At 63.7% G+C, this 13,630-nt stretch carries 15 protein-coding genes; 6 read left to right on the forward strand and 9 right to left on the reverse strand.

Going from position 1 to position 13,630, the window contains the following annotated elements:
* Positions 1-30: 30 nt before the first annotated feature.
* The 4 genes from SLT36_RS18110 to SLT36_RS18125 all read left to right on the forward strand — a co-directional run bounded on the left by SLT36_RS18110 (position 31) and on the right by SLT36_RS18125 (position 3,059).
* Positions 31-753 carry an SGNH/GDSL hydrolase family protein gene (locus SLT36_RS18110; protein WP_432283796.1) on the forward strand — a complete coding sequence of 241 codons (723 nt, stop codon included), beginning with the start codon at positions 31-33 and terminating at the stop codon, positions 751-753.
* A 136-nt stretch (positions 754-889) separates the two neighbouring features.
* On the forward strand, positions 890-1,960 hold the full coding sequence (locus SLT36_RS18115; protein WP_432283797.1) for a YeiH family protein: 1,071 nt from the start codon (positions 890-892) through the stop codon (positions 1,958-1,960).
* An 18-nt stretch (positions 1,961-1,978) separates the two neighbouring features.
* Positions 1,979-2,872 (forward strand): LysR family transcriptional regulator, encoded by an 894-nt coding sequence (locus SLT36_RS18120; RefSeq protein ID WP_432283798.1) that lies wholly within the window; start codon positions 1,979-1,981, stop codon positions 2,870-2,872.
* Between the two features lie 58 nt (positions 2,873-2,930).
* Entirely contained in the window at positions 2,931-3,059 is a 129-nt protein-coding gene (locus SLT36_RS18125; protein ID WP_432283799.1) for a hypothetical protein, read from the forward strand.
* Between the two features lie 204 nt (positions 3,060-3,263).
* Here the strand turns inward: SLT36_RS18125 and SLT36_RS18130 are convergent, their stop codons facing one another.
* Positions 3,264-3,749 carry a GNAT family N-acetyltransferase gene (locus tag SLT36_RS18130; RefSeq protein ID WP_432283801.1) on the reverse strand — a complete coding sequence of 162 codons (486 nt, stop codon included), beginning with the start codon at positions 3,747-3,749 and terminating at the stop codon, positions 3,264-3,266.
* A 577-nt stretch (positions 3,750-4,326) separates the two neighbouring features.
* Here SLT36_RS18130 and SLT36_RS18135 point away from each other — a divergent pair.
* Positions 4,327-4,617 carry a hypothetical protein gene (locus tag SLT36_RS18135; RefSeq protein WP_432283803.1) on the forward strand — a complete coding sequence of 97 codons (291 nt, stop codon included), beginning with the start codon at positions 4,327-4,329 and terminating at the stop codon, positions 4,615-4,617.
* Between the two features lie 109 nt (positions 4,618-4,726).
* Here the strand turns inward: SLT36_RS18135 and SLT36_RS18140 are convergent, their stop codons facing one another.
* Entirely contained in the window at positions 4,727-8,026 is a 3,300-nt protein-coding gene (locus SLT36_RS18140; RefSeq protein WP_432283804.1) for an autotransporter domain-containing protein, read from the reverse strand.
* A gap of 263 nt (positions 8,027-8,289) precedes the next feature.
* Between SLT36_RS18140 and SLT36_RS18145 the strand changes: the two genes are divergently transcribed.
* On the forward strand, positions 8,290-9,057 hold the full coding sequence (locus SLT36_RS18145) for a DeoR/GlpR family DNA-binding transcription regulator (RefSeq protein ID WP_432283806.1): 768 nt from the start codon (positions 8,290-8,292) through the stop codon (positions 9,055-9,057).
* Between the two features lie 16 nt (positions 9,058-9,073).
* Here SLT36_RS18145 and SLT36_RS18150 read toward each other — a convergent pair whose 3' ends face one another.
* The 7 genes from SLT36_RS18150 to SLT36_RS18180 all read right to left on the reverse strand — a co-directional run bounded on the left by SLT36_RS18150 (position 9,074) and on the right by SLT36_RS18180 (position 13,563).
* Positions 9,074-9,472 carry a GFA family protein gene (locus SLT36_RS18150; RefSeq protein WP_432283807.1) on the reverse strand — a complete coding sequence of 133 codons (399 nt, stop codon included), beginning with the start codon at positions 9,470-9,472 and terminating at the stop codon, positions 9,074-9,076.
* Positions 9,473-9,595: 123 nt separating this feature from the next.
* Positions 9,596-9,823, reverse strand: coding sequence for a hypothetical protein (locus tag SLT36_RS18155; protein WP_067961344.1), 228 nt, complete (start codon positions 9,821-9,823; stop codon positions 9,596-9,598).
* 247 nt (positions 9,824-10,070) lie between these two features.
* Positions 10,071-10,535, reverse strand: coding sequence for an aminoacyl-tRNA deacylase (locus SLT36_RS18160; protein WP_432283808.1), 465 nt, complete (start codon positions 10,533-10,535; stop codon positions 10,071-10,073).
* A 242-nt stretch (positions 10,536-10,777) separates the two neighbouring features.
* Positions 10,778-11,710: an alpha/beta fold hydrolase gene (locus tag SLT36_RS18165; RefSeq protein WP_432283809.1), complete on the reverse strand. Its 933-nt coding sequence runs from the start codon at positions 11,708-11,710 to the stop codon at positions 10,778-10,780.
* 442 nt (positions 11,711-12,152) lie between these two features.
* Positions 12,153-12,620, reverse strand: a complete 468-nt coding sequence (locus SLT36_RS18170) for an SRPBCC family protein (RefSeq protein WP_432283810.1) — start codon at positions 12,618-12,620, stop codon at positions 12,153-12,155.
* 86 nt (positions 12,621-12,706) lie between these two features.
* Positions 12,707-12,955, reverse strand: coding sequence for a ParB N-terminal domain-containing protein (locus SLT36_RS18175; RefSeq protein ID WP_115732322.1), 249 nt, complete (start codon positions 12,953-12,955; stop codon positions 12,707-12,709).
* A gap of 101 nt (positions 12,956-13,056) precedes the next feature.
* The gene (locus SLT36_RS18180) at positions 13,057-13,563 is read right to left on the reverse strand and encodes a hypothetical protein (RefSeq protein WP_432283811.1); all 507 of its coding nucleotides are present in this window, start codon (positions 13,561-13,563) and stop codon (positions 13,057-13,059) included.
* Positions 13,564-13,630 lie beyond the last annotated feature (67 nt).

Genomic DNA, 13,630 nt, shown 5'->3' on the forward strand with positions numbered 1-13,630 from the left:
TGTCCCCCTTGTCGAAGGCGTGGACGGCAAATGACCTTGATGACGCTGGGGGACAGCCATTCGCTGTTCAGTTTTGCAGGAGTAGCCGACGCGAAGATCTACTGGCGTGGCCCTATCACCATGCACAGGGCAGCCAGGGATGGCATCGCCTCTCTGGTTCCCAAGAACTGCCGCCCCAAGGCAGGCGACGTGCTCATCCTGTCCTTCGGGGAGATCGACAGCAGAACGCACATTCCACGCCTTGCCCGTGCCAACACCCGTCCGACGTCGGAAGAGACCGATCTCCTGCTCGACCGCTTCGAACAGGCGCTGCTGCGCTTTCGCGCCAGGTGCCCGGCGATCGTCGCCCTGTCATGCATCGTGCCGTTCAATCCGGCGTTTCTGGAGCCGCAATGGTATGGCAGCGACGAAGAATGCCGCGTCGACGTGAAGGCGATCCGTGACCGGATGAACGCCCGCATGGCAGCCATGGACGTGCCGTTCGTCGACTTCCGGGCAGGCTACGCCCTGCCGGACGGCTCGATCGCCGCAGCGTTCTCCGATGACAACGTGCATATCGACGCGCGTCACTCCGAACCAGTTCTGGCCGCGCTGCGCGCTGCGCTGCCGGGCGACTTCAGCTTCCGCGAACCGCCCTGGCCGCCACATCCGTTGGCGCAGGCTCCCTATCAATCACCCTGGAAGCGGTTTCGTCGGGCTGTCCGGTCCGGCTTCAAGGCAATCTTGGTCAAGACACGCGCTGCCCAAAGCTAGACGCCCCGGCAGTTGATCAACACTTCACCATCCGCTCAACCATTCGCCTCACCCGAACGATTCAAGCGAAATTACGCGTTGGATTGATGGAAAGCCGGCGCATAGCTTGCACCTGAAAATTGACAGGTCCAAGCCCATGAATGCCCTCGCCCGAACCGAAACCTCACTCCCCGCCACCCACGCTCCAGCAGCGCGTCTCCCAGCGCCCGGCCACCTAGGCTGGGCCAGACTGCTGCCCGGGCTGCTGCTTGCGGCGGGCATCGCTGCCCTTGCCTTTGCGCTGCGGCATTTGCCCGGCCTCGGCAGTTTCAGCCCGATGATCATTGCGATCGTGTTGGGCATCGCCTTTCACAATCTTGCCGGCACCCCGGTCCAGGCCAAACCAGGTGTGGCCTTTTCGATGCGCAAGGTGCTGCGTTTCGCCATCATCCTGCTTGGCCTGCAGCTGACAGCAAGCCAGGTCGCCGAAGTCGGCATCACTGGTGTGGCCATCATCGCTGCCACGCTTGTTGCCACCTTCACCTTCACCGTGTGGCTCGGTCGGCTGATCGGCGTCGAGCAAAAGCTTGCCGAGCTGATCGCCGCCGGCACCTCGATCTGCGGCGCGTCCGCCGTCATCGCCACCAACACGGTGACCAAGGCATCGGACGAGGATGTCGCCTATGCGGTTGCCTGCGTCACCGTCTTCGGCTCGATCGCAATGTTTGCCTATCCGCTGCTACCCGGTTTGCTCCAGCTTGGCCCCCACGCCTACGGGCTGTGGGCGGGCGCCTCGATCCATGAGATCGCCCAGGTCGTGGCAGCCGCCTTCCAGGACGGCCAGCAGGCCGGCGAGTTCGGCACCGTCGCCAAGCTCACCCGTGTCATGATGCTGGCGCCTGTCGTGATCACGCTCAGCCTTGCCGCCCGCCAGCGCGCGAGATCGTCCAGGGCGACCCAAGGCGGCACAACTGCCCCGATGCCGTGGTTCGTGCTCGGCTTCATAGCCATGGTTGGCGTCAATAGCCTCGTCGACATTCCGGCGGATGCGAAGACATGGATCGTCGCACTCACCACCTTCCTGCTCACCATGGCGCTTGCCGCCATGGGCCTCGAGACCGACATCCGCAAGCTCAGGGCCAAGGGACTTCGTCCACTCTTTCTTGGCCTGGCCGCGTTCCTTTTCATCGCGACTTTCTCTCTATTGCTGGTCAAACTTCTGGGCTGAGAGACCGAAAGGAAAGCCGTGACCCTCGAACAGCTCAGGATCTTCGTTGCGGTTGCCGAACGCGAACATGTCACTCGGGCCGCCCAGGCACTGAACCTGACGCAATCGGCGACCAGTGCCGCGGTGTCGGCGCTGGAGGCGCGTTACCAGACGAAGCTGTTCGACCGCGTCGGCCGCCGCATCGTGCTCACCGACGCCGGCCGCATCTTCCTGTCCGAGGCGCGTGCCGTGCTGGCCCGCGCCGGCTCCGCCGAGGTGGTGCTGGCCGATCTCGCCGGCCTGAAGCGCGGCTCGCTCAAGCTTGCCGGCAGCCAGACTGTCGCCAATTATTGGCTGCCATCGGTCGCTCATCGTTTCCAACAGCGCTTTCCCGGCATCGCGCTCGGCATCACCATCGGCAACACCGAGACGGTCGCAGCTCAGATCCATGACGGTTCGGCCGATCTCGGCTTTGTCGAAGGCGAGGTCAACGATCCGGCCCTCGCCATTGAAGCGGTCGCCGAGGACGAGCTGATGCTGGTCGCCGTCGCCGATCATCCCTGGACAGTCACGCCGCCGTCCTCTCCCGAGGACCTGAAGTCGCAGCGCTGGATCGTGCGTGAACAAGGTTCGGGCACGCGCGCCCATTTCGAAGCGATACGGGCGCTGCGCGGCGTCGAGACCGACAGCCTCGACATCGCGCTCGAGCTGCCCTCGAACGAGGCCGTGCGTGCGGCGGTGGAAGCCGGTGCCGGCGTCGCCATCATGTCGCGCCTCGTGGCGCACGCCTCGCTCAAGGCCGGCACGCTTGTCGCCGTCGACTTCGCGCTGCCCAGGCGCAGCTTCTTCGTACTGCGCCACAAGGAGCGTTATGCCACGCGCGCCGCGCGCGAATTCCTGGCGCTGGTCCGGGGTGACGCCAGCCACGGCTGATCGATGTCGGCTTCACGTGCGCAAGGCTGGCGTCATCGTCCTCTGCCAGATGCCTCGCATGCCGATGATCATCGCCATTTCGGGAATTTCCGGAGCCGGAAAAACCACGCTCACGCGCGCCCTGGCCGAGCGCTTTCACAGCTGTCATCTCTGGGACGACATCGACGGCATCTCGTCATCCCGATGACTATCTGGGCTGGCATCGCTCAGGTTCTACGCCGATGACGGTCATGAGCTGTTCGATGACAGGGAACTCACCGGTACGGCAGACATCGTCCTCGACGGAACGTGGCCCATCGCCAGCCGGATGGACAGGCTTGAACGCCCGCTGCAAGAATTGGCGGAGCTGGACCATGCGGGCCGCCGCTAGACGGTCGGCCCGCTCGCCTGTTCAGGTCGAAAAGGTCAGCACGGCCTCGATCTCGTCGTCATAGGTCTCGCCGGTCGTGACGAATCCGAGGCGCTTGTAGAAGCCTTCCGGACTCGCCTCGCCCAGGCCGTAGCTGGTGAAGAGTTCGGCAAATCCCCTCGCCTTCATTTCGCGGGCGACGAGCGCGATCGCCTTTTCGCCAAAGCCCATGCGCTGGAATGGTCCCGCGATCATGAAGCGCCACAGAAAGGCGCCGGGGCAGTCGATGACGTCATAGTCGGAGCCTATATGCAGCATGACGAAGCCCACCGGCACCTCGTCGGCATAGACGGCGCGGAACCAGGCGTTCTCGGAAAAATGCGCCTCGGCGATCGACATGGCGTTGTCGGCGACCTTGTTGCGCTGGGCCTCGCTCAACGTCTCGCTGAGATCGCAGATGTCGGAGACGGTCTGGCAGGTGATACGGCGCAACGAGATTTCGGAGGCCGAATTGATCTGATCGTTCATGGCAGTTTCCATGCTGGGATATATGACCCGGCAAAGCCGGCGCGGTTCGTGTCGTCCGCCAACGGATCGGGCTGTTGCCCGCAGCGCACATAATTTCGGATCCACGACCCGTCAAGCAACTTTCAGTAAAATTTATGTATTACCAAATATCACCAAACAACAATATGGGCTCAACCTCGGTCGGCTGCATCGTGTTGCCTCGGACACTTCGACTACATTTCGGACATAAACCCTGACATCACTAATTTATTATCCTGACATGGAGGGTCGAATGGCGCGCATCGCAACAATCACGATCGAAGTCGGTACACCCACCCTCCCGACAGGATTTCTGCTCCGTGAAAACAACCACAGAAAAATACATCGATAGCGCCATCATCTGGGCCATCGCGCAGCTCGGCAACGAGGACTACTGCTCCGCTGCCTCGCCTTCGTCGAGGACGCGTAGGAGAGCAACGCCATCGAAATCTTCGGCGGCCGTTCCGCAAAGGAATCGGCGAACGACTATGGCGTAACCGGCACCCCGTCGGTTGAGCCGCCGCGCGGTGCCTTCGTCTTCTTCGACACGACCGACGAGTTGTTCGACATCACGATCAACTGGGGTCATGTCGGCCTTTGCCTCGGCGATGGGCGTGTCATCCATGCCTGGGTGCGCATCGACGACATCCACGCCGTCGAGGCACTTGAACCGGCTGAAGGCTGGACCCAGCCGCGCTATGTCGCCTGGGCGTCAGTCGATCGCATCCTGCAGGGTCACCAAGCCGGTAAGTCAGGCATCCGCGGCCACGGCCCCATGGCCGCGGATGCCTTTTTCGACGCCAGGGGCTTTTTTCCTCGTCCAGCCGGCACACAGGTGCCGGCTGGATAGAGGTCGCAGTTCGTGGAAGCTGACTGCCAGCTTGGCATCGATCCTGTTTCGTCGGCACCGGAGAGGAAAAGCCACGTCCGGTTCAGCAAGGCGGAGCTGGCAACAGCGCTTAGAAGCTGACTGCCAGCTTGGCGTCGATTCCGTGATCGGAGGCGCCGTTGCTCAGCTGGCCAGTGTAGCTGATGCCGAGCTTGGCCTTCGGCGCGATGCCGAAGTCGATGCCGGCGCCCAGGACAGCCGCATCCCTGGCGATCGGCGTGCCCGCCACCTCGAAACCGTCGGAGCCGGCGAAGGCAACCGACGACACCGGCGTGACGTCACCGAATGCATGGCGCCAGCCCAGCGTGCCGCGCACGGTGGCTTCGACAGCGCCGAGCACGACATCGGTGGAACCGCGCACGCCAATCGTCGTGAAGGTCACGTCGTTGCTCGTTGCCTGGCTCGACAGTGCGGCAGCCCCGCCCGTCTCGGTGAAGGCGTCGGTGCGCAAGTTGACGTAGGACAGGCTGGAAAAGCCTTCGACGGCGAAGCGCCCCGCATCGACCTTGTAGCTCGCCTCGCCGAACAGCTGCGCCGTGCCGCCGTCATACTTGGCCGTCAGCGCGTCAGAGAAGCCGACGAATGCCACCTGGCGCGCGGTGTCGAAGCGGTGCCAGCTGTAGGTCGCGCCCGTCGTCAGGCCGAAGGCGCCAACCCGCGTGCCGGCAGTGACGCCGATATGGTAGTTGTCGCTGCGGCCGCTGCCAGACCCGTTTGCCGCGTCGAAGGACGAACGGCTGTAGCCGGCCACCACGCCGACCCGCCAGCTGTCGCCGACCATCGCATCAGCGCCGCCGACAAGGCCGCCTGAGCTGCGGTCGAAGCCTGTGGTGTGGCCATTGCCATCAGTGCTGCCCCACGAACCGAAAGCGCGGCTCCACAGTGCGAAGCGGTCGGTGTCGGTGGGTGCCAGCTCCAGCCCGCCTTCGCCATAGGCCATAACAGGCATGCCGGCCGCGCCCGCGTCGCCGAACGCCTGGTCGATGCGGCTGGTGGCGGCATCGAGCAGCACGCCGCCGTCCTGCATCACCGCCCCTTGTGCCGACGCATGCAGCTCGCCCGACAGCTGGCCGAAGGCCTGCTGTGCTGCGGCCTTGTCGAGATTGACGACGGCGGCATAGGCAGCATTGTCGAAGCCGGTGCTTTCGAGGGCCGCAGCCGCAGCCTTCTGGTTCGGCGTCGTGCCGACATCGGCAAATGTGATGTCGTTGCGGTTCAGCATCAGCGTCACGTCGTTGGTGCCGTAGGAGAGCGTTGGGTCAAGGAAGGCGAGGTTGGCGGCAACATCCGCGAACGCGCCGGTGACGCCACCATCGGCGGTGACGATCTGGTAGTGGGTCTGCGGCGCGTAATTGTTGCCGCTGGCAAGCGTCAACACTGAGCCGCCCTTGAGGATCGCCTTGCCCGTTGCCGCGACCCTGTCGCTCTCACCCTTGTCGTTGGCCTCGACCTCGAATTTGGAGCCCGCTTCGAAGGTGATGTCGCCTGAAACCTTGATGGTGCCGTTCGAATTGCCGGGCGAAAGCGTGCCGCCCGAGGCAACCACCGTGTTACCGAGCGTGCCGATGCCACCCAGCATGCCGCCGGCGCCGATCGTTACCAGCTTCGACGATGCGATCGAGCCCTGCACCGAAAGCGCGCCCGCCTTGACGATGGTCTCGCCGGTGTAGCTGTGGCTGCCGTCGAGCATCAGCGTGCCAAGCCCGAGCTTGGTCAGGTTGCCTGTGCCCGAAATCGCCTTGTTGATGCCAACGACATTGCCTGCAGCGGCGATGTCGAGCGAGCCGCCACCCGCCTCCAGCACGACGCTGCGGCCAAGCACATGCATGTCGGTGCCGGCAACCCTCAAGCTGCCACCATCGAGCCTGAGATTTGCCTGTTCGCCGCCGAGGGCCGCATCCTCCTCGACGATGACAGTGCCGCCATCGGCGACCCTCGTCTCGCCGATGAAGCCGTGGTCGTCAATGCAATAGTCGCGGATCGCCTGCTGGAAGCGGGCATCCGTACTCCTGCAGTCGAGCAGCGTCTTCTTTTCGGCCTCGGTCAGGCCGGTCAGGATCGGCATGCCGTTGTCGTCGGAGATCTGGCCGAGATAGACGTCGTCACGCATATTGTTGCGACTGAGGAAGAACTCCTTGCCTTTCTCGCCGAAGGTCGAGGCATCCTTGCCCCACACCAGCCGCGTCCTGGCGGTGCCGTTGTCGTCATAGGTCTCGAGCTGTGGCCCGACCCAACGCAGATTGTGCGCCACCGGCTCGTGGTCCGACAGCGGCGTCTTCGAACCATCCGGATTGGTCACGTAGCTGACATCGGTGACAACGCCGAGATAGGGATCGGCCGGATCGTCCTTGATCGTCCACCATTTGCCGAAGGGGCGCGAGGCCAGGAAATGGTCGATCTTGACCCGGTGCCAGCTGCCCCAGGTGTTGGTCGCGTCCTCGCCATGGGACGGCCAGGTCACCGAGCCGTCATTCAGCGCGTGCGGCGAAAACTGCTCGCGCTCGGAGGCCAGCTGCAGCAGCTGGTACTGCTTCTTCAGGATGTTCATCGTCTGCGGCAGGTTGCCGGCCACCGGATACATCTCGTCGGCGAACAGGCCGGACGGGACAGTGGCAGCATCGATCTGCGATCCGGGCTTACCCTTCCACTGGGCGATGAAGGCGTCGAGCTGAGCCTGGTCCTTGGCATATTGCCTGAGCAGGCTGAGATAAAACGCATTGGTCGGGTTCTTGGTGTAGATCCTGAGCAGCCGCTCCTGCTGGCTGATCGAGTGCAGGCCGCGCTCGGACACGTCGCCGGCGTTGAAGTCGCCGGTCAGGATCACCGGCCCGGTCTGCGCCTTCGCCCAGTTGTTGAGCGCCTTGGCCTGGCTGATGCGGTTGGTCGGCTCGTCGTAGTAGTTGAGGTGGGTGGTGCCGACGATCGTCTGCGGCCGCTTCGCCGTGCCGTCGACCTTGGTGTAGGTCGCTGTCGCACCCGAGGTGAAGGCGCCGAACGTGCCCGGCAGACGCGAGAAGACGCCGACGTCGCTGTCCTGGCGCGTGGCGTATGTGCCGAGGCCGGCAGCCTGCATCAGGCCAGGCAGATCGCGGGCATAGGTGCTGTTGGCGCGGAACTCCTGGAAGGTCAGGACATCGTAACTGCCCTTGATGAAGAAGTCGGCCGCAACCGCAGGGTTGGGCTTGAAACGGTCGAGCCAGGTGTTGAGCGTCAGGATCCGGATCGAATCCTCCGCCGCCTGCGCTGCCATCGCCGACATGGCCAATGTCGTGCCGCACAAAAGGGCCGCGGCAAACGCGCGCAACCGTCCCTGATGCTGGCCGTTGGTGGCGGCCGGCTGCTTCGCCGCGCCGTTGTGGATCGTCGTCATCGCGTCACTCCGTTTTTGCGATGCGACCGCGCATTGTCACAAAACCGCCAGGGCCAGCGTGCGAATGACATGTTGCGGTCACTGAAAAGTACGAAAACGGACATTAATGATCTCAGATGTCACTTTTACAACATTTCTGGAAATGAATACGATTTCAGAGATGAACCGCGCGGTGCCCCGGCAGACGGGTGAAACCGCCGAGCTAATTTGCTAGCAAGGATTGTGGAGACCGAACCGCAATGCCCCTAAACGACAGACTTGGCATGGACACGGACAACAAGAAATCGGCCCGTCAGGCCCAGTTGCTCGGCTATCTCGAGACAAACCACTATGTCTCGATCGAAGAGATCACCACGCTTTACGGGGTGACCACGCAGACCGCGCGTCGCGACATCATGGCGTTGGAACAGGGCGGCAAGGTGCGGCGCCTGCATGGCGGGGCGACGATTTCAGCACCCGTCGATCCCGCGGTGCTGCGCCAACGCCGCGTCGAAAACGCCGCCGCCAAGGAGCGCATCGGCAGCCTGACCGCCGAGCTTGTGCCCGATGGTGCTGCTGTCTTCATCGACACCGGCACCACCTGCGAGGCGGTGGCGCGCGCGCTGGTCAAGCGACGCGACCTGCGCGTCGTCACCTACTCGCTGCGCGTCGCAACGACGCTGAGCGAAAGCACCAATTTCGCCATCGCCGTGCCAGGCGGTTTCGTCCGCCAGGTCGACGGTGGCGTCTTCCGCGAGGAAACGTCGGAATATATCAGGCGCTTCAAGTTCGACGTCGCCATCATTTCGGTCAGCGGCGTCGACCATGACGGCGACATCGGTGACGACGATCATGCCGAAGTCGCGGCCGTTTCCGCCGCCATGGGCCAGTCCGCGCGCACCATCATGGCCGTCGACAGCTCGAAATTCGGCCGCCGCGCCCTGGTCCGCCTCGGCTCGCTCCATGACATCCACACGCTCGTCACCGACACGCTGCCGGAAGAGCGCCTGCTCGCCCGACTGCGCGACAGCGGCGTCGAGATCTGCGTCTAGATCGCGCGCAACAAGACTATGCCGGCGCTGCCTCGGCGAACTGCGGCAGGTCGTCGTCGAGCTTGAGCCAGGGCTGCTTCGACGACACCCAGATATGCATGGACGGGCGAAACAGGTCGGGATCGTCGAGCGAACCCGACGTTACGGCCAGCACGCCGGCGGATTCGCGCCCCGACAGCACGGTCGTGCCGCATTCGGCGCAGAAGCCGCGTTTGACCCCAGCTGACGAAAATGCCGTTTTCACCGGCCCGCTCATCGTCACCTGCTCGGTGCGGAACATCAATCGCGCATTGAAAGCGGCCCCCACCGCCTTCTGGCAGCTGCGGCAATGACAGACGCGTTCGTTCAGCGGCTCGGCGTCCACGGCGTAGCGCACGGCTCCGCACATGCAGCCGCCTTCATATCGTTGCGCCATGTCAAATCCCCTCACCTGAGATACCGCTGTTGCGGCATCAGGCATAAGGTGCAGTGCTGTCGATTGTCGATGAAAAAGGTGGGGTGACTGCCTCAGGCGGCAGTCACATCGCAGGTTGCGGCTTTACGCGCAAAGCGACGTGCACGACGCATTGGCCGTGCGGAAAGCCAAGCGGCTCTGCCGGCGGGCGCTGGCCCGCGAGGATACGCTTTCCCAGACCTGGGCGCCCGAAGTGGCATGCCGCGCCAGAAGGCGGATGTCGTCGGGGCAATAGCCGTCGCGTTCCATGACTTTCAGGATGATCGGATCCTGCAGCAGGTCTTCGAGTGTCAGTTCATGCTGGTCGTCCATAGTCGCCTCCATTCGTGACCATTTCGACATTGCTCAACATAGCCCCGAACCATGACCGCCGAATGGCGGATCGGTGACACGAAGCAGGTATTTTCCCGAACGGCGAAAAAACCTCTCGCTGTCGACCGAACAGCCCCTGAGGGCGTCCGGCCTGCCGCCCCGGTCAACACCCCAAGCGGCAATAGGCATCGTCATTCAATGACTTGCGTAAAGGCGCGCCCCGCCCCTTCACGCCGGGCTCAACTTTTCACCAGCTGATGCGGGCCTGCGGCATGCCATACATCAGCCGCGAAAACTCGTCCCCGGTGACATGCACGAGGGTGCGGTGGTCGCCGCCCTCGAAATAGACGTCGCTGCCGCGGCGCAGTTGCTCGTCGACCACACAGGCCACCCTGTAGGGCACGCCGAGGATCGGCACCGCACCTTCGTCGCAGTCGGGAAACAGCGAACTCGCCTCTTCTTCGGTCGCCAGCCTCACCTTGTCGCCGATGATCTCGCGCATCCGGGCAAGATCGACATGGCGGGTCGCCGGCAGCACGGCCAGCACATACCCGTCCTCCCATTTCAGCACCACGCCTTTGGCCAGCGCACTGCCGGGCACATGGCTCGCTTGCGCCGTCATCATCGAGCAGCCGGTGCGCGAATGCTTGGCGGCATCGTAGCGGATGTGGTTGTCTTCCAGATATTCCTGCATCGTCAATGAGATAGCCATGACCACTTCCTTTCGTGGCATCATCGCGTCACTGCGGCCTGCATGTAGAAGGCGGCATCGACTGCCGCGCGGCAAGTTGGGCCGCATCATCGCCAGCTCATTTTCGATCAGTTTGCTGGCCGCATCTCCGACACCCTGCAAGGGGCATTCTCAGCGTGCCCGAACGATACCATTCGAAGCCGTGGTCCGGCAAGGAAATTGGCCGGGCGCCGCCGATTTCCGGCAGGCGCCCGGCCATTGCGCTACTGCGATTCCTTGACCTGCTCGTCCCAGGTCTTCACCTTGGTCTCGCCATTGAGGAAGGGCAGTACGGTCGTCGCCAGTTCCGGTGCGAAGAACACGTCGTAGTGGGTGCGGTTGGGAATGATCGCCAGCCGGTTCCTAGACATGTTCTCGCGCATCCAACCGGCATCCTTCAGCCCGCCGCCGAGCAGTTGGTAGAACTTCACGATGTGCTCGGGCCGGTACATGTCACTATCGCCATAAACCAGCATGACCGGCATCTTCAGCGTCTTGACGTCCTCGGCCCAGTCATAGGGCTGGCGCATGAACTCGCCCATCTGGTCGAGCAGTTTCGGGAAATCCTCGACCTTGGGCGCCACCGCCGCATAGGTCTGGTACATCGGCGTCTGCTTCATCATCTCGGCCATGCCGGCGCCGACCTGAGCCTGCATCGGCAGCATTTCGGGATAGAAGCCGTCCTGGGCATAGGCCGCCGACACCAGCGCCAGCCGGCGCACCGTCTCGGGATGCTGCACGGCCAGACGGAAGGCGACGCCGGAGCCGAAGGAATAGCCAAGCGCGTCGACCTTGTCGTAGCCGAGCTTCTTGACCAGCCCGGCCATGTCGTCGCCCATGTCGATCATGCTCATCTTGCGATCGGTCAGCGCGGTGCGGCCATGTCCGTAGAGGTCCACCGCAATCACCTGCCGGTTCTTCGACAGCGCCGGCAGCACCGGCCCGAACATGTCGACCGAACCCAGCCCGCCATGCAACAGGAGCAGCGGCTCGCCCTCGCCGTGGATTTCGTAATAGTAGTTTACACCGTTGATCTCGGCATGACCTGCCTTGACGCTGGCATCCGTGGCTTTCGCCGTCTCGGCCATCGCCGCTCCTCCCGTCACAACTGCAAATGCCGCCGCCGCCAGCATGGTGATGAAACTGCGCTTGTTCATGTCCTCGTCCTCTCTGCCAGAGCCTCGTCGCTCCTGCCTCTAGGACGAACGGTATGGCCGACTGCCGACAACGTGGGAGAAATTTTCCACGGGAGGAAGAACTTTTGCAGTGACTTGCCGCGCCGCGATCCTCCCCCCATCTGCCCTGCCGGGCATCTCCCCCACAAGGAGGGAGATTAGTCTCGTCGTCGCCTCGCCCAATCGCCAACGCAGCAAGGCCGATCCCATCCGACGCCGCAGGATAGGTGCCGCTGGCGACGAGACTAATCTCCACCCCTGTGGGGGAGATGGCCGGCAGGCCAGAGGGGGGTGCGAAGGATCAGGACGCCGAAGGTTGGCTTCGTAGGGCAACGTCAGACCATCCTCACGAGGCCGCCGCCCCCCATGAATCGAAAGAGGCCAGGTCCGCCGAACCTGGCCTCTTCGCAAGCAGGCAAGCCCCTCAGAGCGTCTTTGCCAGCGCTTCCATCTGGTCGGCGCACTGGCCCCAGCCCTCGTGAAAGCCCATCTTTTCGTGAGTTTCGCGGTCCTCGACGCTCCAGTGACGGGCGGTGGCGGTGTAGCGGGTCTTGCCGCCGCCAATGTCCTCGAAGGTCACGGTCGCCGCCATGAACGGCTTTTCCGATGGCTGCCAGGCCTCGGTGAAGGCGTCGGTGAAGACCAGCTTCTCGTTCGGCACGACTTCGAGATAGACACCCGAGCTCGGATAATCGACGCCTTCGGGGCTGCGCATGGTGATCGCGCTGGTGCCGCCGGCGCGCACGTCGAGCTTGGCGCTGGCCGTCGTCCAGGGCAGCGGCGCGAACCACTTCGGCAAAAGTTCCGCGTCGGTCCAGCAGCGATACAGCTTCTCGCGCGGCGCATCGATGATGCGGGTCAGAACCAGTTCGCGGTCATTGGCAGAAGTCATCTGGCAGTCTCCTCGTTGAAATCAGCTTTCGGACCTAGGACGAGCCAGCCGCGCTCGATCCGACAGCCCGTCGAAAAAAAGCTGGTCTAATGCTTCCGCGCCTGGACGAGATAGGAATCGATGCTGGTCTCACCGAGCCAGCGCGCCGCCTCCAGCCGGTGCAACCCTTCGACCAGCACGTAGCGCTTGCCGTCGTGCCGCACCTGGATCGGCGTCTTCATGCCGTTCTCGACGATGTCTTCGGCGAGATGCCGCACCGTTTCGGGATGCAACGTTTTCTTGCGCGCCGCGGGCACGTAGATGTCGTCGAGCGGTATCTTCTGGACTCTGAGCATAGGGCCTCCCGGCAGTGCGATGCAGCGTCTCACAGATAGGACGTCTCGCTGCATCGGCCAAGCGGGGCACTGGCCGGTCCGGCATCAGGCTGAAGGCGGCGTCAGCTCTTTTTCTTGGCGGCGCGGCGCTTGGCGTCGTCGATCATCATGTTGGCGAGTTGCATGCGCACCATGGCGCGCTGGCGCAGATGCGGCGCCACGCGGTCGGGGTGGTTGGCGAGCGCAAAGATACGGCGCAGCCTGGCGAGATCGGCCGGCTTGGCCTCGGCCAGCCCAAGCTCGGCGGCGATCGCGTCGGGGTCGATCGACGGCGGTTCGGGCGCCGGGGGCTCCAGAGGACCCGCCGCGGCTTCGACGGCGTCGGCCACAGCCCTGGCCCTGACCATGTCGAGCAGGGAAACGAATTCGTCCTCGAGCGCCTCGCCCGCCTCACGATAGCCGGCGGCCGCGGTCTCGCCCGAAACGCGGATGCGGCCGGAATGCAGTTCCTCGGCAACGGCGAGATAGTCGAACGGGATTGTCGGCGCGGGCGAAATCTCGCCGGGCTCGGTCGCGACGAACAGGTCGTCGAGCAACGAAGCGAAGTCGCGATTGGTCTCGGTGCCCATGCAAGGCCCTCCGCACGAAACGGCATGATACGCAATATTTGCCGGAACCATAATCAGGCTCGGTTAA

It is taken from the genome of Aminobacter sp. BA135, from assembly GCF_050859125.1.
GTDB classification, from domain to species: domain Bacteria; phylum Pseudomonadota; class Alphaproteobacteria; order Rhizobiales; family Rhizobiaceae; genus Aminobacter; species Aminobacter ciceronei.

Excerpts from the sequence above, each read along its gene's own strand:
- SLT36_RS18155 (WP_067961344.1), bottom strand. The coding sequence starts at position 9,823 with ATGGACGACCAGCATGAACTGACACTCGAAGACCTGCTGCAGGATCCG.
- SLT36_RS18150 (WP_432283807.1), bottom strand. The coding sequence starts at position 9,472 with ATGGCGCAACGATATGAAGGCGGCTGCATGTGCGGAGCCGTGCGCTAC.
- SLT36_RS18180 (WP_432283811.1), bottom strand. The coding sequence starts at position 13,563 with ATGGGCACCGAGACCAATCGCGACTTCGCTTCGTTGCTCGACGACCTG.
- SLT36_RS18160 (WP_432283808.1), bottom strand. The coding sequence starts at position 10,535 with ATGGCTATCTCATTGACGATGCAGGAATATCTGGAAGACAACCACATC.
- SLT36_RS18115 (WP_432283797.1), top strand. The coding sequence starts at position 890 with ATGAATGCCCTCGCCCGAACCGAAACCTCACTCCCCGCCACCCACGCT.
- SLT36_RS18140 (WP_432283804.1), bottom strand. The coding sequence starts at position 8,026 with ATGACGACGATCCACAACGGCGCGGCGAAGCAGCCGGCCGCCACCAAC.
- SLT36_RS18170 (WP_432283810.1), bottom strand. The coding sequence starts at position 12,620 with ATGACTTCTGCCAATGACCGCGAACTGGTTCTGACCCGCATCATCGAT.
- SLT36_RS18145 (WP_432283806.1), top strand. The coding sequence starts at position 8,290 with ATGGACACGGACAACAAGAAATCGGCCCGTCAGGCCCAGTTGCTCGGC.
- SLT36_RS18130 (WP_432283801.1), bottom strand. The coding sequence starts at position 3,749 with ATGAACGATCAGATCAATTCGGCCTCCGAAATCTCGTTGCGCCGTATC.
- SLT36_RS18110 (WP_432283796.1), top strand. The coding sequence starts at position 31 with ATGACCTTGATGACGCTGGGGGACAGCCATTCGCTGTTCAGTTTTGCA.
- SLT36_RS18165 (WP_432283809.1), bottom strand. The coding sequence starts at position 11,710 with ATGAACAAGCGCAGTTTCATCACCATGCTGGCGGCGGCGGCATTTGCA.
- SLT36_RS18125 (WP_432283799.1), top strand. The coding sequence starts at position 2,931 with ATGCCGATGATCATCGCCATTTCGGGAATTTCCGGAGCCGGAAAAACC.
- SLT36_RS18175 (WP_115732322.1), bottom strand. The coding sequence starts at position 12,955 with ATGCTCAGAGTCCAGAAGATACCGCTCGACGACATCTACGTGCCCGCG.